Source organism: Streptomyces sp. NPDC059788 (assembly GCF_042732265.1).
Taxonomy (GTDB): domain Bacteria; phylum Actinomycetota; class Actinomycetes; order Streptomycetales; family Streptomycetaceae; genus Streptomyces.
Genome location: NZ_JBHWHY010000024.1, coordinates 1 through 26,374, shown reverse-complemented (window position 1 = coordinate 26,374; position 26,374 = coordinate 1). Strand labels below are relative to the sequence as shown.

The following is a 26,374-nucleotide window of genomic DNA, read 5'->3' as shown; positions in this document are numbered from 1 at the left end:
GATTCCGGCCGGAAAACAGCGGTGCCCGTACGCGGTGTCGCAGGACACCTCGTACGGGCACAGAAGTCCGGCCGGCCACCGCGCGCGGACGGGCCGCCGCCTGCCGGGCGGGCGGCGCGCCGCCTCGCGGGCGGTGGGCGCCCCGGACCGGGGCGCCGGGCGGTCCCTAGCCGACCACCGTCCAGGTGTCGTTGCCGGCGAGCAGCGAGGTGAGGTCGCCCTTGCCCTTCTGCTCGATGGCCGTGTCCAGCTGGTCGCCCATGAGCGTGTCGTAGACCGGGCGGTCCACGTTGCGCAGCACGCCGATGGGGGTGTGGTGCAGCGTGTCCGGGTCGGCGAGGCGGGACAGGGCGAAGGCGGTGGTCGGCGAGGGGTTGTGCGCGTCGTGGACGAGCACCGCGTCCGCGCCCTCCGCCGTCACGTCGATGACCTTGAGGTCGCCGGTGGCCGGATCGCGCACCACGCCCTTGGAGCCGAGGCCGTCCTCGGCGGGCGCGCCGAAGCGGATGGGCTGTCCGTGCTCCAGGCGGATCACGGCTTCCTCGGCCTGCTGCTTGTCCTTGAGGACCTCGAAGGCGCCGTCGTTGAAGATGTTGCAGTTCTGGTAGATCTCCACCAGCGCGGTGCCCGGGTGGGCGGCGGCCGCGCGCAGCACACTGGTCAGGTGCTTGCGGTCGGAGTCGACCGTGCGGGCCACGAAGGAAGCCTCGGCGCCGATGGCCAGCGACACCGGGTTGAAGGGCGCGTCCAGCGAGCCCATCGGCGTCGACTTGGTGATCTTGCCGACCTCGGAGGTGGGGCTGTACTGGCCCTTGGTCAGGCCGTAGATCCGGTTGTTGAACAGCAGGATCTTGAGGTTGACGTTGCGGCGCAGCGCGTGGATCAGGTGGTTGCCGCCGATGGACAGCGCGTCGCCGTCGCCGGTGACGACCCACACGGACAGGTCGCGGCGCGAGGAGGCCAGGCCGGTGGCGATGGCCGGGGCGCGGCCGTGGATGGAGTGCATCCCGTAGGTGTTCATGTAGTACGGGAACCGGGACGAGCAGCCGATGCCCGAGACGAAGACGATGTTCTCCTTCGCCAGACCGAGTTCGGGCATGAAGCCCTGCACGGCGGCGAGCACCGCGTAATCACCGCAGCCGGGGCACCAGCGCACTTCCTGATCGGACTTGAAGTCCTTCATGGACTGCTTGCCCTCGGCCTTGGGCACCAGGGAAAGCGCCTCGATCGTCGAGGTCCCCTCCGCGATCGTCTCAGTCATTGATGGCCTCCTTAAAGACCTCCGCAAGCTGCTCGGCCTTGAACGGCATCCCGCTGACCTGGGTGTACGAGCGGGCGTCGACGAGGTACTTCGCCCGCAGCAGGGTGGCGAGCTGGCCGAGGTTCATCTCGGGTACGACCACCTTGTCGTAACGTGCCAGCACCGCGCCGAGGTTCCGCGGGAAGGGGTTGAGGTGGCGCAGATGGGCCTGGGCCACGCGCCCGCCGTCGCGCCGTACGCGCCGCACGGCCGCGGTGATCGGCCCGTACGTCGAGCCCCAGCCCAGGACCAGGGTGTCGGCGCCCTGCGCGGCGGCCGCGCCCTGGCCGTCGCGGACGGCCGCCTCGGCCGTCGGGTCGTCGACCTCCAGGTCCGGAACCTCGATGCCGTCGATCTTCGCCTGGCGGGTGCGCACCATGAAGTCGTGGTTGGCCGGGTCGTAGGAGATGTTGCCCGTGCCGTCCTGCTTCTCGATGCCGCCGATGCGGTGCTCCAGGCCGGGCGTGCCGGGCACGGCCCACGGCCGGGCCAGCGTCTGCTGGTCGCGCTTGTACGGCCAGAAGACCTCGGTGCCGTCCGCCAGCGTGTGGTTCGTACCGGACGCGAACTGCACGCGCAGGTCGGGCAGTTGGTCGACCTCCGGAATGCGCCACGGCTCCGAGCCGTTGGCCAGGTAGCCGTCGGACAGCAGGAAGACCGGCGTACGGTACGTCAGCGCGATGCGCGCCGCGTCCAGCGCCGCGTCGAAGCAGTCGGCGGGGGTCTTCGGCGCCACGATCGGCACCGGCGCCTCACCGTTGCGCCCGTACATCGCCTGGAGCAGATCGGCCTGCTCGGTCTTGGTGGGCAGGCCGGTGGACGGCCCGCCGCGCTGGATGTCCACGATCAGCAGCGGGAGTTCGAGGGAGACCGCGAGCCCGATGGTCTCCGACTTCAGCGCCACGCCGGGGCCCGAGGTGGTGGTCACCGCGAGCGCGCCGCCGAAGGCCGCGCCCAGCGCCGCGCCGATGCCGGCGATCTCGTCCTCGGCCTGGAAGGTCCGCACGCCGAAGTTCTTGTGCCGCGACAGCTCGTGCAGGATGTCCGAGGCGGGCGTGATCGGGTACGAGCCGAGGTAGAGCGGCAGGTCGGCCTGCTGTCCGGCGGCGATCAGGCCGTAGGACAGTGCCAGGTTGCCGGAGATGTTGCGGTAGGTGCCGGTCGGGAACGCCTGGGTGGCCGGCGCCACCTCGTAGGAGACCGCGAAGTCCTCGGTGGTCTCGCCGAAGTTCCAGCCCGCGCGGAACGCGGCGACGTTCGCCGCGGCGATGTCGGGCTTCTTGGCGAACTTCTGCCGCAGGAACGCTTCGGTGCCCTCGGTCGGCCGGTGGTACATCCACGACAGCAGGCCCAGCGCGAACATGTTCTTGCTGCGCTCGGCCTCCTTGCGGGAGAGCCCGAAGTCCTTGAGCGCCTCGATCGTCAGGGTCGTCAGCGGCACCGGATGGACGTTGTACGCCTGGAGCGTCCCGTCCTCCAGCGGGCTGACCTCGTAACCCACCTTCGCCATCGGGCGCTTGGTGAACTCGTCCGTGTTGACGATGATCTCCGCGCCGCGCGGCACGTCGCCCAGGTTCGCCTTCAGGGCGGCCGGGTTCATCGCCACCAGGACGTTGGGCGCGTCGCCGGGGGTGAGGATGTCGTGGTCCGCGAAGTGCAGCTGGAAACTGGAGACGCCCGGCAGGGTGCCGGCGGGGGCCCGGATCTCCGCGGGGAAGTTCGGCAGCGTCGACAGGTCGTTGCCGAAGGTCGCCGTCTCCGAGGTGAACCGGTCACCCGTGAGCTGCATACCGTCGCCGGAGTCGCCCGCGAACCGGATGATCACCCGGTCCAGGCGACGTACCTCTTTACCGCCGTGATTCCCGCCGTTGCCGTCGGTGCCGGCGCCGGGGGCGTGCGGCTCCCCGATGAGCGCTCCGTCGGCCTGCTCGGCTTGGCTGCTGACCTGGCTGGTCACTGCTTCGGACCTCCCTTGGGGCGGTGGCTCGGGACTCGTCGTGCCGACCGGTCGTCCCATGAACATCGTACGTGGGTAAGGGTCGCCTTCCCTGGGTCGATCACATGCTGGATGGCGACGTGAGACGCCGTTCTGTCGTGATTTGTCATGGAACAACCGCCCCCCGGCCCTCTTCTCCAAGACGCTCGCGCCTCGGCCATTGGTTCTACTCCTTAGGTCCCGGTCGGTCTCTGCGACCGCCCGCAACCTGCGTGACTGGCAGCGTGTCGGCTTTCTCAGGAGTTGAGATACGTGAGCACGGCCAGCACCCGACGGTGATCCCCGTCACTCTGCGACAGCCCCAGCTTGAGGAAGATGTTGCTGACGTGCTTCTCCACCGCACCGTCGCTCACCACCAGCTGCCGTGCGATCGCGGAGTTCGTCCGCCCCTCGGCCATCAGCCCCAGGACCTCCCGCTCCCGTGGCGTGAGGTTCGCCAGCACGTCCTGCTTACGGCTGCGGCCCAGGAGCTGCGCGACCACTTCGGGGTCCAGCGCGGTGCCGCCCTCGGCGACCCGGACCACCGCGTCGACGAACTCCCGCACTTCGGCTACCCGGTCCTTGAGGAGATAGCCGACGCCGTGACTGCTTCCCGCCAGCAATTCCGTCGCGTACTGCTCCTCCACGTACTGCGACAGCACCAGCACCCCCAGCCCCGGATGATCGCGCCGCAGTCGCACCGCGGCCCGCACCCCTTCGTCCGTGTGCGTCGGTGGCATCCGTACGTCCGCCACGACCACGTCCGGCAGCCGGTCCTCGGCGGCCAGCTCCCCGATGACCTTGATCAACGCCTCGGCGTCCCCCACTCCCGCCACGACGTCGTGTCCCCGGTCGGTCAGCAACCGGGTCAGGCCCTCCCGAAGCAGCACCGAGTCTTCGGCGATGGCCACCCGCACCCTGTCCTCCACGACTCTTCAAGCCCCCACGTTCCGTTTCTTCCCCACCCTGCGCTCCCCAGCATCCCAGCATCCGATACCGCCTGCTCCCACCTGCCTGGAATCGAGAGTTACCACTCCGGACACGCGCGTGTGGAGGGTTTCGGGCTGAGTCTGGTGTTTTTGGGGGTGGTGGGAGTTGGGGATGGGGCGGGAGGGAGGAGTGGGGGCCGGGTGCATGGGGGGTGGGTAGGGCGGATGTGGCGGTGGTGGGGGAGGGGGTGATCGGCCGGTGGGGTGGAGAGGTGGGTGGGGCTGGTGGGGCGCGGGTGGTTCTCGGGGGAGAGGCCGTGGGCAGGGCGGGAGGGCGGGCGGCTGGGGCCGAGTCGGGTGGGTGGGCGGGGTGCCGGCGCTGGGTTGTCGGCGGTTGGGTTCCGGGCTGGATGAGCGGCTGGGGCCTCGGCTGGAGGGGCGGCTGAGCCCCCGGGCTGGACGGGCGGCTGAGCCCCCGGGCTGGACGGGCGGCTGGGACCCGGCTGGAAGGGCGGCCGGGGCCCGGGTCGAAGCGTCGGGGAGGTGGGCGGTGCTTGGGCAGGGCGCCGGGAGGCCGGGTGGCCCTCGGGCAAGGGAGTCCAGGAGGGTCGGTCGGTCTTCGGGCAAGGGAGTCCAGGAGGGTCGGTCGGTCCTCGGCTCCGGCCTCGGTCCCGGTGGCGGTCCTCGGGGCGAAGGGGTGAGGGGCGGTCGGTGCTTGGGGTGGAGGGGCGGTCGGGCGTCGGCCGGCCGAGTTGTTGGGGTAGGCCGGGCCTCTCGGGTGCGGTCCTCGGCAGCGCCGGGCTTTCGGGGCCGGGGCGGTGGCTCCGGCCTTCCCGGTAGGGCGGTGGCGTCGGGCTTTTCCGGGTGGACCGGGGGCGGAGGGCCATTTCGGGCGGGTGGGTGGTGCCGGGCGTTCCCGGGCGGGTGGGGGTGTCGGGCAGGTCAGTGGCGCCAGGGGAGTTCGGCGGTTATGGAGGTCGGGCCGCCGGGCGGGGAGTCGATGACGAGGAGGCCGTCGACCGCGCTGAGCCGCTCGGCCAGACCGGCGAGCCCGCTGCCCGTTTCCGTGCTCGCGCCCCCCTGCCCGTTGTCCGCCACGAGCACCATGATCCGGTCCGCCACATGCCACACGTCGACACCGGCGCTGGTCGCCCGCGCGTGCTTGGAGACGTTCTGCAGCAGCTCGGAGACGGTGAAGTAGGTGATGCCTTCGAGTGCCGCGGCCGGGCGCCGGTCCAGGTCCACGGAGACCGTGACCGGCACCGTGCAGCGGGCGGCGAGGGCCGACAGCGCCGGGCCGAGTCCGCGGTCCGTGAGGATGGCCGGGTGGATACCGCGGGCGAGGTCCCGCAGCTCCTGGAGGGCCGTCTTCACTTCGCCGTGTGCCTCGTCCACCATCTTCGCGGCGGCTTCCGGGTCCTGCGCCAGCTTCTCCTTCGCCAGGCCCAGGTCCATCGCGAGCGCCACGAGCCGGGCCTGTGCGCCGTCGTGCAGGTCGCGCTCGATACGCCGCAGGTCGGCGGCGGCGGTGTCCACGACCACCCCGCGGTCCGACTCCAGTTCCGAGACGCGGGTGGCGAGCGGGGAGGGGCCGAGCAGCCCGTACACCAGGACCCGGTCGACCTGCGTCAGCCCGCGTATCACCCACGGCCCGGCCAGGACGGTCAGCAGGCCGATCCCGCTGGCTATCGCCATGCCGGGCGCGGTGTCCAGGTAGACGCCGTCACCGTTGCCGTTGCCCCAGAGCTGGATGCCGGGCTGGTCGAGGTAGGAGGGGAACGTCCACTGCCACAGCGGGTAGAGGAGGAGCGACCAGCCCACCGCCCAGAACGTCACCGAGAAGCAGAAGGCGAAGACCGCCCAGGGGAAGTGCAGCAGGGAGTACAGGAGGTGGCGCCAGGAGACGCCGCTCTTGAGGACCGCGCCGACCCAGCCCATCAGGCCCGGTTTGGCGGGGCGTATCGGCTCCGGGGAGTCCACGTCCAGGTCCAGCAGGGCACGCGCACGGACGCGCTCCAGGGTCCCGAGCCCCCGGCAGCCGATCAGCCCGCCCGCCAGCACCGGTATGCCCACGAACGTGATCAGCAGGCCCGCGCCGAGCGCGGTCATGGTGACGGCGTAGGTGAACATCACGCAGGCGACCGGAAGGCTGAGGAGGAGGTAGAGGAGCTCCCGCCAGGTGCGGCCCGAGAAGGGGGCGCGCAGCGCGACGGGGACTCGTGAGGCTGGGGGATGAGGTCCGTAGGCGGTTTCCATGGGCTCGTCGTCCGTTCTGCTCTGCCGGGTGCGGGTGCGGGTGCGGGTGCGGGTCGGTCGGCCTGCCGTCGGCGTTTTTGGCGCCTTCGGCAACCTCCGGCCGCTGCTGCCGTCAGACCCGCTGCCTCCGGCTCTGCCGACTACCTCAAGACTCCGCGCTCGACGCCGTCCGCACCATGAGGGAAAGCGCAGTCTTCACCCTGGGGTTTTCCCCACCCTCCGAGCCGTGCCGTGCCGCGATCGCCACGGTGCTCAGTCGCTCGTCTCCGCATCCTTCCGCCGGGACGACCGCGCCTGTGCCCCCTTGCCCCATCGCCACGCCTTACCGCCACCACCGCGCACATCCGCCCCCGTACCCGCGCTCTTCCCGGCCTTCTTTCCGGTCCCTGGCCCGGTGCGTTTCCCGGCCCCCTTCCCGGCGCCGGCCCCGGCGCGCCTCCCCGCGACCTTCCCCTCGACCTTCCCCTCGCCCTCCCCTTTCTCCCTCGCCCGGCCCCGCCACGGCAGCTCGGCCGTCACCCGCGTCGGCCCGCCGGCCGGCGAATCGAGGACGAACAACCCGTCCACCGACCCCAGCCGCTCCGCGAGCCCGGCCATCCCGCTGCCGCCGTCCAACCGCGCACCGCCCCGACCGTCGTCCTGCACATGGATCAGCAGCCGGTCCTGTGCGCGCCAGACCTCGACCTGCGCCGAGCGGGCGCCGCTGTGCTTGGAGACGTTCTGCAGCAGCTCCGAGACGGTGAAGTACGCGATGCCCTCGATCGCCGGGGCGGGCCGCTCCGCCACGTCCACGTCCACCGTGACCGCGACCGTGCAGCGCCCGGCCAGCGACGTGAGGGCCGGGCCCAGCCCGCGGTCGGTGAGGATCGCCGGATGGATGCCGCGCGCGAGGTCGCGCAGCTCCTGAAGGGCGAGTTTCACCTCGCCGTGCGCCTCGTCGACCATCTGCGCCGCCGCGTCCGGGTCCTCCAGCAGCTTCTCCTTCGCCAGCCCGAGCCCCATCGCCAGGGCGACGAGCCGGGCCTGCGCCCCGTCGTGCAGGTCGCGCTCGATGCGCCGCAGGTCGGCGGCGGCCGTGTCGGAGACCGTCGCGCGGTCCGTCTTCAGCTCGGCGATCCGCCGTTCCAGCTCGTCGGAGGGCGACAGCAGACCGCGCACCATCATCCGGTCGGCGTTGGTCAGCCCGCGCGCGATCCAGGGCAGGGCGGGCCAGGCCACGAAGAACGCGGCGACCGTCACCGGGAAGGTGAGGATCGCCCACGGCAACCGAATGAACGCGTACAAGGCGTGCCGCCAGCCGACCGGGTCCTTCAGCCGCACCCACAGCCAGGCGAAGAAACCGTTCCCCGGGGATTGCGGCGGGCTGGGCTCGTCCACCTGTACGCCCAGCAGGCGCCGTGCGCGGGCGCGCTCCAGCTTCCCGTACTGACGGCACACCAGGAGGCCCACCGCGAGCAGCGGCAGCCCGACGACGGTGACGGACAGCCCGATCCCCGCCACCAGCCAGACCGTCAGTACGGCGAAGGCCGGCACGCCCAGCGGGAGGTTGGACAGGAGATGGACGATCTCCCGCCAGGTCGCGGGGGCGAGCGGGGCCCGCGGCGACGGCAGGGCGTCGCCGTGACCGTCACCGCCGTGACCGAAGGCGGCCGACGGCGGCGCGGCCGGCCGGGAGGGGCGATCGCGGCGTCGGTCATGAGCGGAACGTGCGGTCATACGCCCTAGCTTGCCGGTGGCCGCCCGCACTGACCATGGGGAACGTCGGTGACCCGGGGTGGGGTTTTCCTCACCTTGCCGCCTTTCGGCCCCCGTGATCCGCCGTGATCCGCACCTCGGGTCACCGGGACGTGGCCGGGGAGCGGCCCGGGACAGGGCGCGGCTTGTGCGGAGGCGGACAAGGCGGCTTGGATCTGCGACATGAGTGGGTACCAGCAGGGGCCGTACGGACAGCAGGGGCAGCAGGGGCCGTACGGGCAGCAGGGAGCGTACGGGCAGCAAGCGCCGTACGGACAACAGGGGGCGTACGGGCAGCAGGCGCCGTACGGGGCATACGGTCACGAACAGGCGCAGGGGTACGGGGCGTACGGGGCGCCGGGGCCTGGACAGGGACCGGGGTTGGGGCAGCAGGGCTACTACCCGTACGGAGCGCCGCAGATGGGCGGGCCGCCCATAGCCATGTTGGCGAGTCAGGGGACGCGGCTCGGGGCGCGTCTGCTGGACGGGCTCTTCCAGGTCGGCGCGGTGTTCGTGCTGGTCCTGGTGATCGCCGTCATCGAGTCCGTGCTGCCGCGCGGCGCTCTCGTGGGCATTCCGGCGGCGCTGATCGGGATCGCCGGTGTCATCGCGGTGTTCCTCTACGAGCCGTACATGAACTGGAAGTACGGCGCCACGTTCGGGAAGCGGATCTGCGGTCTGCGGGTCGCGCGGCTCGGTGACGGGGCGAACCTGTCCTTCGGGCAGTCGCTGGGGCGTTGGGCCGTGGTGATCCCGATGGGGTTCGTACCGTTCCTGGGGCTGCTCAACGTGCTGTGGTGCTGCTGGGACGAACCGTTTCGGCAGTGCCTGCACGACAAGGTGGCGGGCACGGTGGTGGTCCGGCGGGGCGCGTAGGCATCCAGGTGTCGGCAACCAGGCGTAGGTATTCAGGTGTGGGCAACCTGGCGTAGGTATCCGGGCGTAGGCAACCGGCCGGGTTTCGGCCGGGTCAAGTTGGGTTCTAGTACGGGGGCTTTGTCGGCATGGTGAGTGCTGGGGCCGGGCAGCGGGTGGCGTTGCGGCGGGTGGTGCTGGCGGGCGAACGACGGCGGGTCGACCTGGTGTTGCCCGCGCACGAGCCGGTCGGCGCGTTGCTGCCCGAGGTGCTGCGGGCGATCGACGACGGGGCGCCGCCCGAGCGGGCGGAATCCGGGCCGGCGGCAACCGGCCGGACGGCGCCCGAGCTGTTGTCGTGCCGTCTGGTGACGGCCGGCGGAGCCGTGCTTGCACAAGGCGAGACGCTTGCTTCTGCGAACGTTGCTGACGGGTCCGTGCTGCGACTGGTCCGCGAACACGGGACGCCGGGAAACCCGCCCCGGCCGGTCGCGGCCGGCGGGGCGCCCGGCGGCCTCGGCGTGTACGCCCGGCGGTGGGACGAGCGGAGCCGGACGTCGGCGGCGGTCGTGGCCGCTGTGCTGTCGGCGGCCGTCGCCGGGGTGTTCGCCGGTGCCTGGTTCGGGCCGGAGCGGGCCGGGTTGTGGCTCGCAGTGGCCGCGTTTGTCACGGCCGGGGCCGGTGCGGCGGTCGGCTCGCTGCTCACCAGGAGGACGCTCGGTACGGCGCTGCTCCTCATGGGCGGAGCGCTCGGCGTACTCGCTTCCTGGGACGTGACACCGGGCGGGGCCCCGCGCTTGGCCGCCGTCGGACTGACCGTGGCGGTCGTGCTCGCGCTGCTCGGGCTCTGTACGGGCCTGGGGCGTGGCGGGCTCGTCGGGGCCGCGGCCGTCGCGGTCGGCGTGTGGGAAGCGGCCCTGGCGGTCGCCGACCCGGCGCGCGCCGGTGTCGCGGTGGGCGTGGTCTCGGTGCTCGTACTGGGCTACCTGCCGCGTCTCGCCCTGGCGTCGGCGGGCCTGACGCGGCTGGACGACCGCCATTCCGGTGGCACCCCGGTAAGCCGGTACCGGGCCGCGGCGGCGCTGGGCGCCACGCACCGCGGCCTCACGCCGGCCGCCGTCACGGTGGCCGTGTCGGCGGGGGCGGCCGGTCTGCTGGCCGCCGGGGGCGCCGCGGACGCGTCCGGCGCGGCCGACGGCTGGACGGTGGCGGCCGCGGTGCTGCTGTGCGTCGTGCTGTTCTCGCGGGCGCGCGCCTACCCGTTGGTCCTGGAGGTCGTGGCGCTGCTGGCGGCCGGTGCGGCGGTCTGCGTACGGCTCGCGGCGCTGTGGGCCTCCGGCGGTGGGAGCCCGGCGGGTGCGCTGACCGTGCTGTGTCTGCTGGCGGTGCTGCCGCTCGCGGCTCTCGCGGTGCGGCTGCCGGAGCGCGTACGGCCGCGGCTGCGACGCCTGTTGGACCTGGCCGAGACGGTGGGGGTGGTGGCGCTGATTCCGGTTGCCCTCGGGGTGTTCGGGGCGTACGGCGGTCTGCTGCGCATGTTCTGACCGGGCTGCGGCCGAGAAAGACGGCCGAGTCGGTGAAAATGATCGGCCTGAACGGTCGACCGGACCGGATCGATCAGTTCGACCAGGAGGGGCGGCGGAGGGTTCATGTCGGAACAGCCGGGAGAGTTGGGGCGACAGGCGGAGCCGGGGCGGACGGTGCCCGTTGTGCCGCCGATGCCTGGGTACGCGCCCGGGGCGGGAGGCGGGGCGGTGCCGACGGTGCCTGGAGCGAGGCGGGCGGAGGCTGGAGCCGCGCCGGTGCCCGGGCCCGCCTCCGCATCAGGTGTGCACCAGCAAACGAATCAGCCGCACCGCTCGGCCCCGGCCCCCGCCCCCACCCGGGCACCCGCCCCGGCCTCCACCCCCACCCCCGTCTCCGTCCCCCTCCTCCCGCCCGATCTGGACGGCGTACGGACCAGACCCCGGCACGGCGAAACCGTCGCCCGGCGTGCGGGGCGGGCGCTGCGGCGCGTGTTCGCCTCCTCCGCGGCGGCCGAGACCGAGGCCGTCACGCGGGCCGCGCACGCCATCCAGCAACCCGTGACCACCGGCCGCCAACTGGCCGTGTCCAGCATCCGCGGCGGCGCGGGCAAGTCCACCGTCGCCGCCCTGCTGGCCCTCACGTACGCGCACTACCGCTCGGACCCGGTGCTGGCGGTGGAGGCCGACCCGGCGCTGGGCACGCTGCCGCACCGGCTGGGCGCGCGCGAGGTGCGCTGGTCGAGCACCGACCTGGCGCAGATCGTCGACCCGTCCATGCTGATCACCGACCTGACCGGCTACCTGCTGCCGTTCACCGGCGGCGGCTGGCTGCTGCCCGGCAGCCAGGGCTCGATCGGTACGCGGCTGGACGTCGAGACGTACCGCATCGTCATGACCTCCCTGCGCCGCCACTTCGCGACCACGGTCGTGGACTGCGAGACGCTGCCGGCCGAGGTGGCGCGTACCGCGCTGGTCACCACGCAGGCGCGGGTCCTGGTGACGCCGGCGACCGTGGAGGGGGTGCTGGCGACCAAGTCCGTACTGGAGTGGATGGGCGGAGTGCACCGCGGGCTGCTGCCGACCTCCGTCGTCGTGCTCAACCACACATCACCCGACGGGGGCATTGACGTACGGAAGGCCGTCGAGCATCTGGGAGCGGGTGGCGCCGCGGTGCTTCCGCTGCCGTACGACCGGCATCTGGCCGGTGGCGGAGCCGTCCGTACGGAGCTGCTGGGCGAACGGACGCGGGTGGCGGCGGCGCGGCTCGCCGCCGAGGTGATGGAACGCGCGGTGTCGCGCGGGGCGGGGCAGCGGCGCGAGGGCTGAGGCCGCCGCGTGAGGGTTCGCGGTGATCTGTAGCTGTCTGTGGTGGATTGCGGCGTTCTACGATGTCCTGCCATGGTCTGTAGAGGTCTGGGCGATCCGGGCGGTCCGTGTGGTCCGCAGCGGTCCGTGCCGTCCGTATTGGTTCGTACGGAAGGGGCCAGGTGGGGCGAAGTCGGGCCATAGCCGCCCGCCATGTGACGCGACTGCTCACCTGGGGCGGGCCAGGGCCTAGACTCCCGTGCGTACAGATCGTCGAAGTCGTTGAACAAGAGCAGTCAGGGAGCGAGGGCGGACGTGCCGGACGCGACCGTACGCACCAGCATTGCCGCGGACTATTTCCAGGGGTACTCGGTCGTCGGCCTCATCGCCGTGATCGGTGTGCTCTTCGTGGCCGTGGCCTTCGGTGCCGGGCGGCTGCTGCGGCCCGTGGTGCCCACCCCGGAGAAACTGCTCACCTACGAATGCGGCGTGGACCCGGTGGGTGAGGGCTGGGCACACACCCAGGTCCGCTACTACGTCTACGCCTTCCTCTACGTGATCTTCGCCGTCGACTCGATCTTCCTGTTCCCCTGGGCGACGGTCTTCGCCGCCCCCGGTTTCGGCGGCGTCACGCTGGTGGAGATGTTCATCTTCCTCGGCTTCCTCGCCGTCGGCCTGCTCTACGCATGGAAGAAGGGCGTCCTGGAATGGACGTGACGAACGCGAAGCCGGCCACGGCGACGGGCACCGAACTGCCCGTCGTGTCCGCCGGCGGTGCCGTCGAACGACGCCGGCTGGGCCCGCTCGCCCGCCTGGCTCCCGAACCCATGAAGGTGGTCCTCAACTGGGGCCGCCGCTACAGCCTGTGGGTCTTCAACTTCGGGCTCGCCTGTTGCGCGATCGAGTTCATCGCCGCGTCGATGGCCCGGCACGACTTCATCCGGCTGGGCGTCATCCCGTTCGCGCCGGGGCCCCGGCAGGCGGACCTCATGATCGTCTCCGGCACGGTGACGGACAAGATGGCGCCCGCGGTCAAGCGGCTGTACGAGCAGATGCCGGAGCCGAAGTACGTCATCTCCTTCGGCGCGTGCTCGAACTGCGGGGGGCCCTACTGGGACTCGTACGCGGTCACCAAGGGCGTCGACCAGATCATTCCCGTCGACGTGTACGTACCGGGCTGCCCGCCCCGGCCCGAGGCGCTGCTGCAGGGCATCCTCAAGCTCCAGGAGAAGATCGCCCGCGAGTCGCTGCCGGAGCGGTACGTGAACGGGAGCGACGCGAGCAACGGCGCCGCGCCTTCCGGGCCGTCGGCTGCCGCGCTCCGCAGCGGGCTGGTGGCGCCGCCGGTGCCCGGGGCGACGGCCGGGGCCGGTGAGGCCGCCGGTGCCGAAGCCGAAGCCGGTGCTCACGCCGAGGCGGCCGGTGACGGGAAGCCGAAGGGAGCGGGGGAGCAGTGAGCGACGAACAGCCTCCGGGCCCGTCGGCCGAGGCCGCCGGCGCGGCGGAGGGCACCGGCCCCGCGCAGGACACCGATCCCACGGAGGGCACCGGTCCCGCAGCGGCCGCCGACGCGGCCGAGGACGTCGCGGCGCCGCCCGTCGGGTGGCTGCCCGGCCCCGCCACCGAGATCTTCGGGCCCGGTGCCACGGCGGAGGAGGCGTACGAGCTCCTGACCGTCGACGTGCCCGCCGACGCGTGGATCACGGCGCTGACCGCCGCCCGCGACGATCTCGGGTGCAGCTACTTCGACTGGCTGAGCGCCGTCGACGAGCCCGGTACCGGCTTCCGCGTCTGCGCCCACCTCGCCGACATCGCCCGCCCCGGAGGGCCCGTACGGCGCCTGGTGCTGCGCACCACCGTCCCGCACGAGTCGGCCGTGCTTCCCACCGCCACCGGTGTGTACGCGGGCGCGGGCTGGCACGAGCGCGAGACGCACGAGATGTTCGGCGTGGACTTCACCGGCCACCCGTACCTCTTCCCCCTGCTGCTCCCCGAGAACTTCGAGGGCCACCCGCTGCGCAAGGACTTCGTGCTCGCCGCGCGGGTCGCCAAGGCGTGGCCGGGCGCGAAGGAGCCGGGCGAGTCCGAGCACGGCGGGCCCAAGCGCCGCCAGATGCTGCCGCCCGGTGTGCCCGACCCGAACGAGTGGGGGCCGCTGAAGGGCCAGCTGCCGCCTGCCCCGGCCCGCCCGGCCCGCGGTGCCCGCGCGGCCGGTGGTGCCCGTGCGGCCGGCGGGGCGGCGGGGGAGCGGCCTGCCCGCCGTACGCGTACGGCGGGTGCGGGCTCGGCAAGCCAGCAGGGCGCCGCGGACAGCGCGCAGACGCCTGCCACGGACGCGGGCGCCTCCGCCGGGACTCCGGCCGCCGCCCCGGCTTCGGCCCCGGCCGCCCGGCCGGAACGCCCTGCCCGCCGGACGCGCAGCGCCGGCCAGGGCTCGGCCAGCCAGCAACCGGCCGCCCAGGAGGCCGGACAGCCGTCCGACAAGGCATCCGACCAGGCGCCCGCCGCCACCGGGTCCTCGGACGCTCCGTGGCACCACGCGCGCCCCGCGTTCGAGGACGAGCCGAAGGCCGGCGAGAAGCGTGCCGCCGAAGCCGCGCCTGCGTCTGAAGCCGCGCCTGCGTCTGAAGCCGCGCCTGCACCCGAAGCCGCGCCTGCATCCGAAGAGAAACCCGAAGTCGAAGACCAGCCCGAGCCCTCGGGCACCAGCACCGGCACCGGCGACGGCTCCGACGACGCAGCGGAAGAAGGCGGGACCAGACCATGAGCGACGCCCTCGACATCGCCCTGCGCCTGATCGCGGTCTTCGTCGCCTTCCTGGTCTTCCCCCTGGTCATCGGCCAGACCGAGCACAAGGTCATGGCCCATATGCAGGGCCGCCTCGGCCCCATGTACGCGGGTGGCTTCCACGGCTGGGCGCAGCTCGTCGCCGACGGGGTGAAGTTCGCGCAGAAGGAGGACGTCGTACCGGCCGGTGCCGACCGGCGCATCTTCCAGCTCGCGCCCGCCGTCGCGCTCCTGCCGTATCTGCTGGTGCTGATCGCCATTCCGATCGGCCCGGACAACGCGGTCGGGCAGTCCCTGGACGCGGGCGTCTTCTTCGTCCTCGCCGTCATGGGCGTCGGCGTGCTGGGCTCGCTGATGGCGGGCTGGGCCTCGGCCAACAAGTTCTCGCTGCTCGGCGGCCTGCGTACGGCCGCGCAGCTGCTCGCGTACGAGCTGCCGATGCTGCTCGCCGCCGCCTCCGTCGCGATGGCCGCCGGAACGCTCTCGCTGCCCGGCATCCTGGACGCCTTCCACTGGTGGTGGGTGCCGTGGCAGATCGTCGGCGGCCTGGTCTTCTTCACGGCGGGGCTGGCCGAACTGCAGCGTCCGCCGTTCGACATGCCGGTCGCCGACTCCGAGATCATCTTCGGCGCGTACACCGAGTACACCGGACTGCGCTTCGCGCTGTTCCTGCTCGCCGAGTACGCGGGCATCGTCGTCCTGTGCGCCCTGACCTCCGTGCTCTTCCTCGGCGGCTGGCACGGGCCGTTCGGCGCCGACGGCCTCGGCTGGCTGTGGACGCTCCTGAAGACCGCCGTCCTCGCCTTCGGCGTGATCTGGCTGCGCGTCAGCTATCCGCGGCTGCGTGAGGACCAGCTGCAGAAGCTGGCGTGGACCGTGCTGATCCCGCTGGCCCTCGCCCAGATCGCCCTCACCGGCGTCATCAAGGTGGTGATCTCGTAATGGCCCCGGAGAAGAAGTCCGGCTGGCCGGGCAGCGGCCTCGCCAAGGGCCTGGCCGTGACCCTGCGGACGATGACGAAGCGTTCGGTCACCGAGCAGTACCCGGAGGTCCAGCCCGAGCTGGCGCCGCGTACCCGCGGTGTGATCGGGCTGTTCGAGGAGAACTGCACGGTCTGCATGCTGTGCGCCCGTGAGTGCCCGGACTGGTGCATCTACATCGACTCCCACAAGGAGACGGTGCCGCCCGCCGCCCCCGGCGGCCGCGAGCGCAGCCGCAACGTCCTGGACCGCTTCGCCATCGACTTCTCCCTCTGCATGTACTGCGGTATCTGCATCGAGGTCTGTCCTTTCGACGCGCTGTTCTGGTCGCCGGAGTTCGAGTACGCCGAGACCGACATCCACAACCTGACCCACGAGCGGGACAAACTCCGCGAATGGATGTGGACGGTCCCGGAGCCGCCCGCCCTCGACCCCGCGGCCGAGGAGCCCAAGGAGATCGCCGCCGCCCGCAAGGCCGCCGACAAACTCGCCGCTCAGGAAGCGGCCCAGCAACAGGCCGCCCAGGACCGCGCCGCCCAGGACCAGGAGGGGGAAGCGTGACGCTCGCCGCCGCAAGCCACGGCTTCCTCTCCCCGACCGGGGTCGAGATCGCCTTCCTCCTCGTCGGCCTCGTCACCCTCGGCGCGGCCCTGGTCACCGTCACCACCAAGCAGCTGGTGCACGCCGCACTGTGGCTGGTGGTCACGCTCGGCGGCATCGCCGTCGAGTACCTCCTGCTGACCGCCGAGTTCATCGCCTGGGTGCAGGTACTGATCTACGTCGGGTCCGTCGTCGTCCTCCTCCTCTTCGGACTGATGCTCACCAAGGCGCCCATCGGCCGCTCCCCGGACGCCGACTCCGGCAACCGCTGGGCCGCGCTGACCGTGGCCGTCGCCTCCGCCGCCGCGCTCGTCTGGGTCGTCACGGACGCGTTCCGTACGACCTGGATCGACCTGGACGGCGCGGTCCAGGGCTCCACCGAAGCCTCCGGGCGCAGCCTGTTCCAGTACTGGGTGCTGCCGTTCGAAGCGCTCTCCGTCCTCCTCCTCGCCTCCCTCGTCGGCGCGATCGTGCTCTCCCGAAAGAACGGCGACCGCGAGCAGCCCGGCGGCGGAAAGCGGCCCGGCCCCCGCCAACGGTCCGGCTCCCGCGAACAGCCCGGTGACCGCGCACGTCTCAGAGAGGACCAAGGCTGATGCATCTCGCCTATCCCGCCGTCCTCGCCGTCCTCCTGTTCTGCGTCGGCCTGTACGGCGTGCTCGCCCGCCGCAACGCGATCCTCGTCCTGATGTCCGTCGAGCTGATGCTCAACGCCGTCAACCTCAACCTGGTGGCGTTCGACGTCTGGCTGCGCGACAAGCTGCACGCCGGCCAGGCACTCACCCTCTTCACCATCGCCGTGGCCGCCGCCGAGATCGGCATCGGCCTGGCGATCGTCCTGCTCGTCTACCGCAACCGCGGCAGCTCGGACGTCGACCGGCTCCGCGACCTCGCCGAGCGGCCGGACGGCAGCGACCCGAACGATGACTTCACCGGCGACGCCGGCCGCGCCGCCGGCCGGCCGCGGCCGGACCAGCAGGCGGAGGCCGCCGCGTGACGACCACGACCACCGCCGTACTCGTACCCCTCCTCCCCTTCCTCGGCGCCCTCTCGGGCATCTTCCTCGGCCGCCGGGCACCCGGGTTCGTGCGCCCGCTGGCCATCCTGCCGACCGTCGCCGCGGCCGCCCTGGCCGTCGTCGTGGCCGTGCACCAGGGCGGCGGCGCCGGTGCGGGGAAGGCTCCGGCGGAGGCCGCGACCCGGCTCACCCCGACCGGCTCGGTCCCCATCGACCTCGCCCTGCACATCGACGGCTTCGCCGCGCTCGTCGCCGTACTCGTCGCGGTCGTCGCCTGCTGCGTGCAGATCTACTCGACCGGCTACCTGCGCGACGACCCGCGCTACCCCTCCTACGCCGCCCTGGTCTCCCTCTTCACCGCCGCGATGCTGCTGGTCGTCTACTCCGGCGACCTGATGGTGCTGCTGGTGGGCTGGGAGATCATGGGCATCTGCTCGTACTTCCTGGTCGGCCACTACTGGGAGACCGAAGCCGCCCGCTCCGCCTCCCTCAAGGCGTTCCTCGTCACCAAGCTGGGCGACGTCCCCTTCCTCTTCGGCATCTTCGCGCTCGCCGCCGACGCCGGTACGTTCCGCATCACCGGCATCCTCAAGACCGTCGCCGTCGGCGGCCTGGACCACCCCACCCTGATCGCGCTGCTGCTCCTGGCCGGCGTGGCGGGCAAGTCGGCGCAGTTCCCGCTGCACACCTGGCTGCCCGACGCGATGGCCGGCCCGACCCCGGTCTCGGCCCTCATCCACGCGGCCACCATGGTCGCCGCCGGCGTCTACTTCGTCGCCCGTCTCCTCCCCGTCTTCGCGGCCTCCGCCGCCGCGATGGTCGTGCTCGCCGTCATGGCCGCGGTCACCATGGTCGGCTCCGGTCTCGCCGCCCTGGCGCAGGACGACATCAAACGCGTCCTGGCCTATTCGACGGTCGGCCAGCTCGGCTACATGACCGGCGCGCTGGCCGTCGGCGACCGCGGCGCCGCCGTCTTCCACCTCCTGTCGCACGGTGCGTTCAAGGCCCTCCTCTTCCTCGCCGCCGGTGTGGTCATCCACGCCGCCGGCACCAACTCGCTGGCCGCCATGTCGCGGATGCGCGGCCTGGCCCGCCGCATCCCCGACGCCTACTGGACGATGACGGTCGCGCTGCTCGCCCTCGCCGCCATTCCCCCGTTCGCCGGCTTCTTCTCCAAGGAAGCCGTCCTGGGCGCCGCCGAACACGCCGCCACCGGCCACCCGACGGCCTCCGGCACGCTCGCCGCCGTCCCCACCGCGGCCGGCTGGACCGTCCTGATCGCCGGCCTGCTCACCGCCCTCCTCACCGCCGGGTACGCGACCCGGCTGTGGCTGCTGGCCTTCCACGGCAAGGGCCCGGAAACCGCCCCCGACCACGGCAAGCAGCCGCTCGTGATGAACACCGTGCTGTGGGTGCTGTTCGTCCCCACCCTCGCGCTCGGTCTGGCCACCCCCGTCCTGCCCGACTGGTTCGACGGCCGCTCGCTGACGCCGACCCTGACCACCTCCGTCCTGGGCACCGGCGTCGCCCTCGTCGGCGCCCTGGTCATGTACGGAGCCTGGCGGCACACCACCGCCCTCGCCGCCCGTGTCCCGCTCGGCGCGGTCGCCGTGGCCCCGGACGCCGCCCCGGCGGACTCCGAGGAGAGCGCCATCGCCACCCACGCCGCGGCCTACGGCGACAACGCCGCCGCCCCGGACCCCGCCGACCCCGGCCGGCTCCTCCTGGGCCCGCTGCACCGCCCCGCCGCCCTCGGCTTCCACCTCGACGCCGTCTACACCGCCCTGTTCGTCCGGCCGGTGCGGGCCGGCGCCCGGCTCGTGCGCTTCCTCGACCGCGAGGTCGTCGACACGTACGTCAACGGCGCGGGCACCGCCTCCCGCTGGCTGGGAGCCGCCGTCCGCCGCGCCCAGACCGGCAATGTGCAGACCTACTTGGGCGCGCTGCTCGCGGGCTCGTTCGTCCTGGCCGTCGCCGTCGTCCTCGTCGCTACGGGCACGGGAGCCTGACCGTGAATCACACCGCTATGCAGCTTCTCCTCGCGGCCGTCGTCGTCCTCCCCCTGCTGGGCGCGGTCGCCGCTCTGCTCCCGGCCCCGCCCGGTCTGCGGGGCCGCGACCCCGACCAGGCCGTACTGCGCCACGGCGTGACCGTCACCGGCGTCGTCCTGGCCGCGGCCGTCGCGCTGGCCGTCGGCTTCGACCACGACCACCCGGCCCGGATGCAGGCCACCACCGACATCAGCTGGATCCAGGCCCTCGGCATCCGGATCCACCTCGGCATCGACGGCATCTCGCTCCCCCTCCTCGTCCTGACCGCGCTGCTGACCTTCCTCTGCGCGCTCTACAGCTACTTCCACCTGCCTGTGGGCCCGTCTCCCAAGGCATTCGTGGCCCTGCTCCTGGTCCTGGAGGCCGGCACCCTCGCCACCTTCGCCGTCCTGGACCTCGTGCTGTTCTTCCTCGCCTTCGAGATGGTCCTCATCCCGATGTACTTCCTCATCGCCCGGTGGGGCGGTGCCCAAAGGACCTACGCGGCGTGGAAGTTCATCCTCTACACCCTCCTCGGCTCGGTCGTGATGCTGCTGGGCCTCCTCCTCATCGGCCTGAAGTCCGGCACGTTCGACATGGTGGCACTCGCCACTGACAACGGCCCGAAGTCCCAGCTCAGCCACACCGTTCAGCTGATCGCGGTGCTCGCGATCGGCATCGGACTGGCCGTCAAGGCGCCGATGTGGCCCCTGCACAGCTGGCTGCCGGACGCGCACACCGCGGCCCCCACCGTCGGCTCCGTGCTCCTGGCGGGCGTGCTGCTGAAGATGGGCACGTACGGCTTCGTGCGCATCGCGCTGCCCATCGCGCCCGACGGCATGCACACCTTCGCGCCGTACCTCGCCGCCTTCGCCGCCATCGGCATCGTCTACGGCTCGCTCGCCTGCCTGGCGCTCGCCCGGCGCGGCGCCAAGGGCGACCTCAAGCGCCTGATCGCGTACAGCTCGGTCGGCCACATGGGCTTCGTGCTCCTCGGCATCGCGACCATGACACCGACCGGAGTCAACGGCGCGCTGTTCGCCAACATCGCCCACGGCCTGATCACCGGCCTCCTCTTCTTCCTGGTCGGCGCCCTCAAGGACCGTTACGGCACCACCGACCTCGACCGGCTCGCGGGCCGCACCGGAGCCGCGCTCTACGGGCGCGCGCCGCGCTTCGGCGGCCTGCTGGCCTTCGGCGCCATCGCCTCCCTCGGCCTGCCCGGACTCGCCGGGTTCTGGGGCGAGATGCTCGCGATGTTCGGCGCGTTCCGGCCCGCCGAGGGCCTCAGCCGCCCCGCGTTCCTCACGTTCATGGTGCTGGCCGGTCTCGGCACGCTCCTCACCGCCGCGTACCTGCTGATCGTCGTACGACGGGTGTGCATGGGAGGCAAGGAGACGGCCGAGGCTGACGTGGTTGCCGTGGCGGCTGGTACTTCCAGTGCCGCAGATGCCACGGATGCCGCAGATACCTCAGGGGCAGCCGAGGCAGCCGAGCCCGGGGCCACCCGCACCGCTCCCGCCATCCCCGACCTGGCCCGCTACGAATACGCGGCCTGGTCGCCCCTCGCCGCCCTCACCGTCCTCGCCGGCCTGTGGCCCGCGGCCCTCCTCGGCCTCACCGACCCGGCCGTCCAGCAGCTCCTCGGAGGCGGTAAGTGATGAGTTCCGTGTCCTCCCTGGTCCAGTCCGTCGACTGGCTCGCCATCGCGCCGCCCACCATCACCGCCGTCGTCGCCCTGGCCGTCCTGGTCGCCGACCTGTTCGTACCCCGGCACCGCAAGCCGGTCCTCGGCTGGTGCGCGGTCGGCGGCCTCGCCCTGGCCGCCCTCTCCCTCATCCCCCTCGTGGCGGGGGACCGCCGCACCTTCTGCCTGACCGACGACCCCGGCGTCTGCAGCTACGCGGCCGACCACTTCGCCGTCGTCATCCAGTTCCTGGTGCTGGCCGGCGCCCTGCTCACGGCCCTGCTGTCGGTCACCGCCATCGAGGAACACCGCCTGCCCGCGGGCGAGTACTGGTTCCTGCTGCTGTCCTCGGCGGCGGGCGCGGCCCTGCTGCCCGCCTCCCGGGACCTGGCGACCCTCGTCATCGCCCTCGAAGTGGCCTCGCTGCCCGCCTTCGCCCTCGTAGGACTCAAGCGCGCGAACCGCCTCTCCTCGGAAGCGGCGCTGAAGTTCTTCCTGTCCTCGGTGGCGGCCACCGCGGTCATGCTCCTGGGCGTCAGCTTCGTCTACGCGGCGACCGGCAGCCTGCACCTGAGCCGCGTCGCCACCGCCCTGACGAACCTGCCCGACCCCCAGCTGGCCACCCTGGCCACGGCGGGCGTCGCGCTGACCCTCGTCGGCTTCGCCTTCAAGACCGCCGCCGTGCCGTTCCACTTCTGGGTGCCCGACACCTACGTGGGCGCGCCGCTGCCGGTCGCCGCGTACCTCTCCGTGATCGGCAAGGCCGTCGGCTTCTCGGGCCTCATCCTGGTCACGGTCGAGGGCTTCCCCTCGTACGCGGACGTCTGGGGGCCGGCGATCGCCGTACTGGCCGCCCTGACCATGACCGTCGGCAACGTCGCCGCGCTGCGCCAGGCCCCGGAGCGCGCGCACAGCGCCGTACGCCTGCTCGCCTGGTCCTCGGTGGGCCAGGCCGGCTACCTCCTCGTGCCGATCGCCGCAGCCGGGTACGCCCGGGACGCCGCGCACGCCATCGGCTCGACCGTCGCGTACGCCCTGATGTACGCGGCCGTGAACCTCGGCGCCTTCGGGGTCGCCGCCCTCGTGGCCCGTACGAGCCCCGCCAACCGCATCAGCGACTACCGCGGCCTCTACGCACGCAGCCCGCTGGCCGCGCTCGCCCTCGGCTTCTTCCTGCTCTGCCTCGCGGGTCTGCCGCCCGGCATCATCGGCCTGTTCGCCAAGGTCACGGTCTTTTCCGCGGCGGTCGACGCCGGGCCGGCCTGGCTCGCGGTCGTCATGGCCGTCAATGTGGTGATCGCGCTCTACTACTACCTCCAGTGGACGGCGGTGCTCTTCCGTACGGCGGGGGAGACGGCCGGGTCCGAAGCCGGGGCCGAGGTGAAGGCCGGGGAGCGGGTCGCCGTCGGTGCCGGTGCAGGTGCCGGGACCGGCACGGGTACCGAGAGCGGGGTCCAGGGCGGCGGCGGTTCCGCGTCCGGTGCGACCCGGCTTTCCCAGGCGAAGATCCCGGCTTCGATCGCCGTGGCCGTCGCCCTCGCCGCCGTCCTCGGCATCGTCCTCTCCGGGGCACCGCAGCTGGTCCTCCGGTTCGCCTCCGGCGCGCTCCTCTGAGGGTGCCTCCCCGGCCGCTCGACGACCGCTGTCCGACCGCTTCCTGAGCACTTCCTGCCCGCTGTCCGACCGCCTCCTGATCATTTCCTGCCCGTCCGGCGGTGATCTTCGGCCGTTCCGCGGCGCGTACCCGACCGCCTTCTGGCCGGAATCCGCCCTGCCCCATCCGCCCCCTGGGGAGCGCCCGGAAGGCGCCCGCGCGCGGGCTCACTCGCACGGCCGTACGCCGCCTGCGGATGCACAAGGGAACTAGCACCCCTCATCTGGCGTTGACCAGACAGAAAGGGTCCACTGAAAAGTGGAGGAAACGTCAGCAAAGGGTTCCCCTGCCGCACCACCTGGAGGGCGTACCGTGCACCGCAGGCACAACGGGCTCAGGACCGCCGTACTCCTCGGGGGGCTGTCCGCACTCATCATCGTCATCGGCAGTCTTTTCGGCCGTACGGGCCTGATCATCGCGGTCCTCGTGGCTCTCGGAACCAACGCCTACGCGTACTGGAACAGCGACAAGCTGGCCCTGCGCGCCATGCGCGCCCGGCCGGTCAGCGAGTTCGAGGCCCCACAGCTCTACCGCATGGTCCGGGAGCTCTCCACGGCCGCCCGCCAGCCCATGCCCCGTCTGTACATCTCCCCGACCCAGGCCCCCAACGCCTTCGCCACCGGCCGCAACCCGCGCAACGCCGCGGTCTGCTGCACGGAAGGCATCCTGCACCTCCTGGACGAGCGCGAGCTGCGCGGCGTCATCGGCCACGAGCTCAGCCACGTCTACAACCGCGACATCCTCATCTCGTCCGTGGCCGGGGCCCTCGCCTCGGTGGTGATGTTCCTGGTCAACTTCGCCTGGCTGATTCCCATAGGCCGCTCCGACGACGACGAGGGCCCCGGCATCCTGGGGATGCTGCTGATCATGATCCTCGGGCCGGTGGCGGCCTCCCTCATCCAGCTGGCCGTCAGCCGCTCCCGCGAGTACCAGGCCGACGCCTCCGGCGCCCAGCTCACCGGCGACCCGCTCGCCCTCGCCTCCGCGCTGCGCAAGCTGGAGGCGGGCACGCAGCAGCTTCCGCTGCCGGCCGAACCGCGGCTGGAGACGGCCGGACACATGATGATCGCCAACCCGTTCCGGGCCGGTGACGGCCTGACCAAGCTCTTCTCGACCCACCCGCCGATGCGCGAGCGCATCACACGCCTCGAACAGATGGCGGGCCGCCACTCCTGAGGCCCCGGGCCCGGCCCCGAGCCTGGCCACCGGTCCCGGCCCTCGCCCGCCCCGGCCCCGGGCCCGCCCGGTCCTCGGCCTCCCCGGCGGCCGACCCGGCCCGCGGCGCCTGCAACGATTCCGGCGGTCCCAGCGTCTACCTGGGGAAAGGACACAACCACCGCACGACTCCGGTGCATGGAAGGCTGCCGCTACATGAAGCTCATCCTCAACGTCATCTGGCTGATCCTGAGCGGCTTGTGGATGGCCATCGGCTACGTCATCGCGGGCCTGATCTGCTGCGTCCTGATCATCACGATCCCCTTCGGCATCGCCTCGTTCCGTATAGCGGGCTACGCGCTCTGGCCCTTCGGCCGTACGACGGTCGAGCGGCGCGACGCGGGCGCCGGCTCGGTCATCGGCAACGTCATCTGGGTCATCTTCGCCGGCTGGTGGCTGGCGCTGGGCCACATCGTCACGGGGCTCCTGCTGTGCGTGACGATCATCGGCATCCCGTTCGGCATCGCGAACTTCAAGATGGTGCCGATCTCGCTGCTCCCGCTCGGCCGCGAGATCGTACCCACGGACCAGCCCTTCGCCGCGCGTTACTGAGCAGGGCGGGCACCTGCCGCCCGCCCTGCCCGGCGCCCCGCCCCCTCACCTCCGTACGAGCCCCCGCGGCGCCACGTACCGCTTGAAACCGAGCGGCGTGACGCCCGGGACGCTCTCGACGAACCGCATCACCGCGCCGCCCCGCTGGAGCGACGTCTCGACCATGCGCTGGTGCGCGGCCTCGTCCGTCCACTCGCTGTAGTTGAAGACCCGGGTGCCGTCCTCGCTGATGTGGAAGTTCGAGGAGATACCGCCGGACCGCGTCCGGGAGCCGACGGCGTCGTCCGGCTGCGCGCCGTTCATCATGTCCACCAGACCGTCGACCAGCTGCCTCGCAGCCTCGTGCCCCGTCGTTTCGAAGCGGACGGTCACGATGCACCCGGGCTCCGGCGGCTCGCCCTGGGGCAGCAGGCTGCGGTAGTAGCGGTAGCGCCGCGCCCCGCCCTCCCCGCCGGCCAGGGGTGCGCCGGCGGCCCCCTCCTCCCACTGCCCGAAGCCGAGCACCGTACGGCCGTCCGTCCCGGCCAGGAAGACCTGCGACACCAGCCCGTCCGGCAGCGGCCCCGCCCCCAGCGCCCGCGCGGCTTCCTCGATCATGGCCTGCTGCTTCCCGGTGTCCTCCGCGTCCCACTCACTGATCAGTACGGGCCCTACGTCGGGACGCCGTACCGCGGGCAGCGTGTCCGCGAGGAAGCGCGCCGGGTCCTGGAACCCGGCCGGGGCCGTGGCCGGGGCGTGCGTGATCGGCTGGTTTTCCATGTCCGAAGTCATGCGTGCACTTTCTGCCCTCAACCAAACTTGAGGTCAAGTCCCGGTTCCGGAGACCCCGTAGCCCTGCTTTCCGGGTGCGACCCGTATGCCAAGGTGGCCCTTTCACGGCTGATCCGGCGGACGGGGGCGACTGACGACCATGGGGCGGGCGGGCAGATGGATCATGGCAGGACTGGCGACCGTCGCCGCGACGGTGCTGCTCGGGCCGGGAGCCGACGGGGCAGGCAAGCCGCGCCCGGACGGCGGGAGGCCGTCCTTCACGCTCCGCACCCATGAACCACGCGTCCTCGCCGAGACGTCCCGCCTCCCGCGCCTGACACCCGCTTTCTCGAACACCGGGACCGCCACGGCGTCCCGAGGTGTGGCGCTGCGCGTGGACCTCGAAAACGCGGCCTTCCTCTCCTCCGGTAGCTCCGCGGTCCACGACAACTGCTACTACGGGCTGAGCGGTGAAACGGTCACCTGCGAATTCCCGGACGCCGTGCCCGCGGGAGCCGCGTACGAGACGGCCGGGCCCCTCCCGGAGGTCACGGGCAGTTACGGCAGGGTCGAGGGGGCCTACAAGTACGCGGTCTGGCCGCTGGACGATCCGCCTCCGGGCGACGAGGACTACAAAGCGCACTCCGTACGCGGCACGGGCCCCGCGCTCGGCCTCGTACCGGTCGCCGCCGACACGCTCAAGGGCGGCGGTGAACTGCGCTTTGCGCCGCCCGCGCACAGCAGGAGAGCGGACTGGTCGGTCAAGGGCATCACGCTCCGCGGCAGGGTCGGTGAGTACGTCTCCGTGGAGGTGGCGGGCATCGGCCACGGGGACGGCAAGGTGCGCGTGGAGCTGCCGCCGGGGACGTCGTTCGCCCCGCTGTCGAGGGCGGAGCGGGAGGGGACTCCGTCCGAGGTGGACACCTGCGCACGTGACGACCTGGACGGACATCTCTACTGCGACGGCCGGCACCCGTTCGTGACGCTGCGGGTGCGGATCGACCGGCGGGTCCAAGGCGCGGAGGGAAGGGTCTCGGTGCGCGAACCCATCGAAGGCGACACCGACCCCACCAACAACTCCGCGCCGGTCAAGCTGGAGATCACGGGCACCGCCCCGCCCGAGGAGACCGACCCGCCGGTCGCCGAACGCGCCGCCGGTCTCCCCGGGTGATCCGGCGAGGCGAACGCGACGGGGGCCACCGCCGAGAACGTTCTCGGCGG

The 26,374-nt window shown here is 72.3% G+C and carries 21 protein-coding genes and 1 pseudogene; 16 read left to right on the top strand and 6 right to left on the bottom strand.

Going from position 1 to position 26,374, the window contains the following annotated elements; genetic code table 11:
* Positions 1-166: 166 nt before the first annotated feature.
* The 5 genes and pseudogenes from ACFV57_RS21635 to ACFV57_RS21615 form a co-directional block, all read right to left on the bottom strand.
* Positions 167-1,261, bottom strand: coding sequence for a 2-oxoacid:ferredoxin oxidoreductase subunit beta (locus tag ACFV57_RS21635; RefSeq protein ID WP_385234547.1), 1,095 nt, complete (start codon positions 1,259-1,261; stop codon positions 167-169).
* Complete coding sequence (locus ACFV57_RS21630) at positions 1,254-3,257, bottom strand: 2-oxoacid:acceptor oxidoreductase subunit alpha (protein ID WP_385234544.1); 2,004 nt, start codon at positions 3,255-3,257, stop codon at positions 1,254-1,256. Before ACFV57_RS21630 ends, ACFV57_RS21635 begins: the two co-directional genes overlap by 8 nt.
* A gap of 275 nt (positions 3,258-3,532) precedes the next feature.
* A complete protein-coding gene (locus tag ACFV57_RS21625) occupies positions 3,533-4,192 on the bottom strand; it encodes a LuxR C-terminal-related transcriptional regulator (RefSeq protein WP_385234858.1) in 660 nt (219 codons plus the stop codon).
* Between the two features lie 954 nt (positions 4,193-5,146).
* Positions 5,147-6,460, bottom strand: a complete 1,314-nt coding sequence (locus ACFV57_RS21620) for a sensor histidine kinase (RefSeq protein ID WP_385234542.1) — start codon at positions 6,458-6,460, stop codon at positions 5,147-5,149.
* A 468-nt stretch (positions 6,461-6,928) separates the two neighbouring features.
* A pseudogene (locus tag ACFV57_RS21615) lies at positions 6,929-8,176 on the bottom strand (sensor histidine kinase); the annotation flags it as partial.
* 201 nt (positions 8,177-8,377) lie between these two features.
* Between ACFV57_RS21615 and ACFV57_RS21610 the strand changes: the two are divergent.
* From ACFV57_RS21610 to ACFV57_RS21540, 15 genes are all read left to right on the top strand, one after another.
* On the top strand, positions 8,378-9,070 hold the full coding sequence (locus ACFV57_RS21610) for an RDD family protein (RefSeq protein WP_385234539.1): 693 nt from the start codon (positions 8,378-8,380) through the stop codon (positions 9,068-9,070).
* A 128-nt stretch (positions 9,071-9,198) separates the two neighbouring features.
* On the top strand, positions 9,199-10,593 hold the full coding sequence (locus ACFV57_RS21605; RefSeq protein WP_385234536.1) for an EsaB/YukD family protein: 1,395 nt from the start codon (positions 9,199-9,201) through the stop codon (positions 10,591-10,593).
* A gap of 285 nt (positions 10,594-10,878) precedes the next feature.
* The gene (locus ACFV57_RS21600) at positions 10,879-11,901 is read left to right on the top strand and encodes a hypothetical protein (RefSeq protein ID WP_385234533.1); all 1,023 of its coding nucleotides are present in this window, start codon (positions 10,879-10,881) and stop codon (positions 11,899-11,901) included.
* Positions 11,902-12,195: 294 nt separating this feature from the next.
* On the top strand, positions 12,196-12,597 hold the full coding sequence (locus ACFV57_RS21595) for an NADH-quinone oxidoreductase subunit A (protein ID WP_003983386.1): 402 nt from the start codon (positions 12,196-12,198) through the stop codon (positions 12,595-12,597).
* On the top strand, positions 12,588-13,337 hold the full coding sequence (locus ACFV57_RS21590; protein WP_385234530.1) for an NADH-quinone oxidoreductase subunit B: 750 nt from the start codon (positions 12,588-12,590) through the stop codon (positions 13,335-13,337). Before ACFV57_RS21595 ends, ACFV57_RS21590 begins: the two co-directional genes overlap by 10 nt.
* Entirely contained in the window at positions 13,334-14,647 is a 1,314-nt protein-coding gene (locus tag ACFV57_RS21585; protein ID WP_385234527.1) for an NADH-quinone oxidoreductase subunit C, read from the top strand. Before ACFV57_RS21590 ends, ACFV57_RS21585 begins: the two co-directional genes overlap by 4 nt.
* Positions 14,644-15,609 carry an NADH-quinone oxidoreductase subunit H gene (locus ACFV57_RS21580; protein WP_385234524.1) on the top strand — a complete coding sequence of 322 codons (966 nt, stop codon included), beginning with the start codon at positions 14,644-14,646 and terminating at the stop codon, positions 15,607-15,609. The genes ACFV57_RS21585 and ACFV57_RS21580 overlap by 4 nt, the downstream gene beginning before the upstream one ends.
* The gene (locus ACFV57_RS21575; RefSeq protein WP_385234521.1) at positions 15,609-16,208 is read left to right on the top strand and encodes a NuoI/complex I 23 kDa subunit family protein; all 600 of its coding nucleotides are present in this window, start codon (positions 15,609-15,611) and stop codon (positions 16,206-16,208) included. The genes ACFV57_RS21580 and ACFV57_RS21575 overlap by 1 nt, the downstream gene beginning before the upstream one ends.
* Positions 16,205-16,843: an NADH-quinone oxidoreductase subunit J gene (locus ACFV57_RS21570; RefSeq protein WP_385234518.1), complete on the top strand. Its 639-nt coding sequence runs from the start codon at positions 16,205-16,207 to the stop codon at positions 16,841-16,843. The genes ACFV57_RS21575 and ACFV57_RS21570 overlap by 4 nt, the downstream gene beginning before the upstream one ends.
* Positions 16,843-17,244, top strand: coding sequence for an NADH-quinone oxidoreductase subunit NuoK (gene nuoK / locus ACFV57_RS21565; RefSeq protein ID WP_385234515.1), 402 nt, complete (start codon positions 16,843-16,845; stop codon positions 17,242-17,244). The genes ACFV57_RS21570 and nuoK overlap by 1 nt, the downstream gene beginning before the upstream one ends.
* On the top strand, positions 17,241-19,274 hold the full coding sequence (locus tag ACFV57_RS21560; RefSeq protein WP_385234512.1) for an NADH-quinone oxidoreductase subunit L: 2,034 nt from the start codon (positions 17,241-17,243) through the stop codon (positions 19,272-19,274). Before nuoK ends, ACFV57_RS21560 begins: the two co-directional genes overlap by 4 nt.
* Before the next feature lie 17 nt (positions 19,275-19,291).
* A complete protein-coding gene (locus ACFV57_RS21555; protein WP_385234855.1) occupies positions 19,292-20,956 on the top strand; it encodes a NuoM family protein in 1,665 nt (554 codons plus the stop codon).
* Positions 20,956-22,596 carry an NADH-quinone oxidoreductase subunit N gene (locus ACFV57_RS21550; protein WP_385234509.1) on the top strand — a complete coding sequence of 547 codons (1,641 nt, stop codon included), beginning with the start codon at positions 20,956-20,958 and terminating at the stop codon, positions 22,594-22,596. Before ACFV57_RS21555 ends, ACFV57_RS21550 begins: the two co-directional genes overlap by 1 nt.
* Before the next feature lie 352 nt (positions 22,597-22,948).
* Positions 22,949-23,812: a zinc metalloprotease HtpX gene (htpX, locus tag ACFV57_RS21545; protein ID WP_385234506.1), complete on the top strand. Its 864-nt coding sequence runs from the start codon at positions 22,949-22,951 to the stop codon at positions 23,810-23,812.
* Between the two features lie 195 nt (positions 23,813-24,007).
* Positions 24,008-24,403: a YccF domain-containing protein gene (locus ACFV57_RS21540; RefSeq protein WP_385234503.1), complete on the top strand. Its 396-nt coding sequence runs from the start codon at positions 24,008-24,010 to the stop codon at positions 24,401-24,403.
* A 45-nt stretch (positions 24,404-24,448) separates the two neighbouring features.
* On the opposite strand, the gene ACFV57_RS21535 is transcribed toward ACFV57_RS21540, so the two are convergent.
* Positions 24,449-25,174, bottom strand: a complete 726-nt coding sequence (locus ACFV57_RS21535; RefSeq protein ID WP_385234500.1) for a hypothetical protein — start codon at positions 25,172-25,174, stop codon at positions 24,449-24,451.
* A gap of 163 nt (positions 25,175-25,337) precedes the next feature.
* Here ACFV57_RS21535 and ACFV57_RS21530 point away from each other — a divergent pair, with 163 nt between their 5' ends.
* Positions 25,338-26,324: a hypothetical protein gene (locus ACFV57_RS21530; protein WP_385234497.1), complete on the top strand. Its 987-nt coding sequence runs from the start codon at positions 25,338-25,340 to the stop codon at positions 26,322-26,324.
* Positions 26,325-26,374 lie beyond the last annotated feature (50 nt).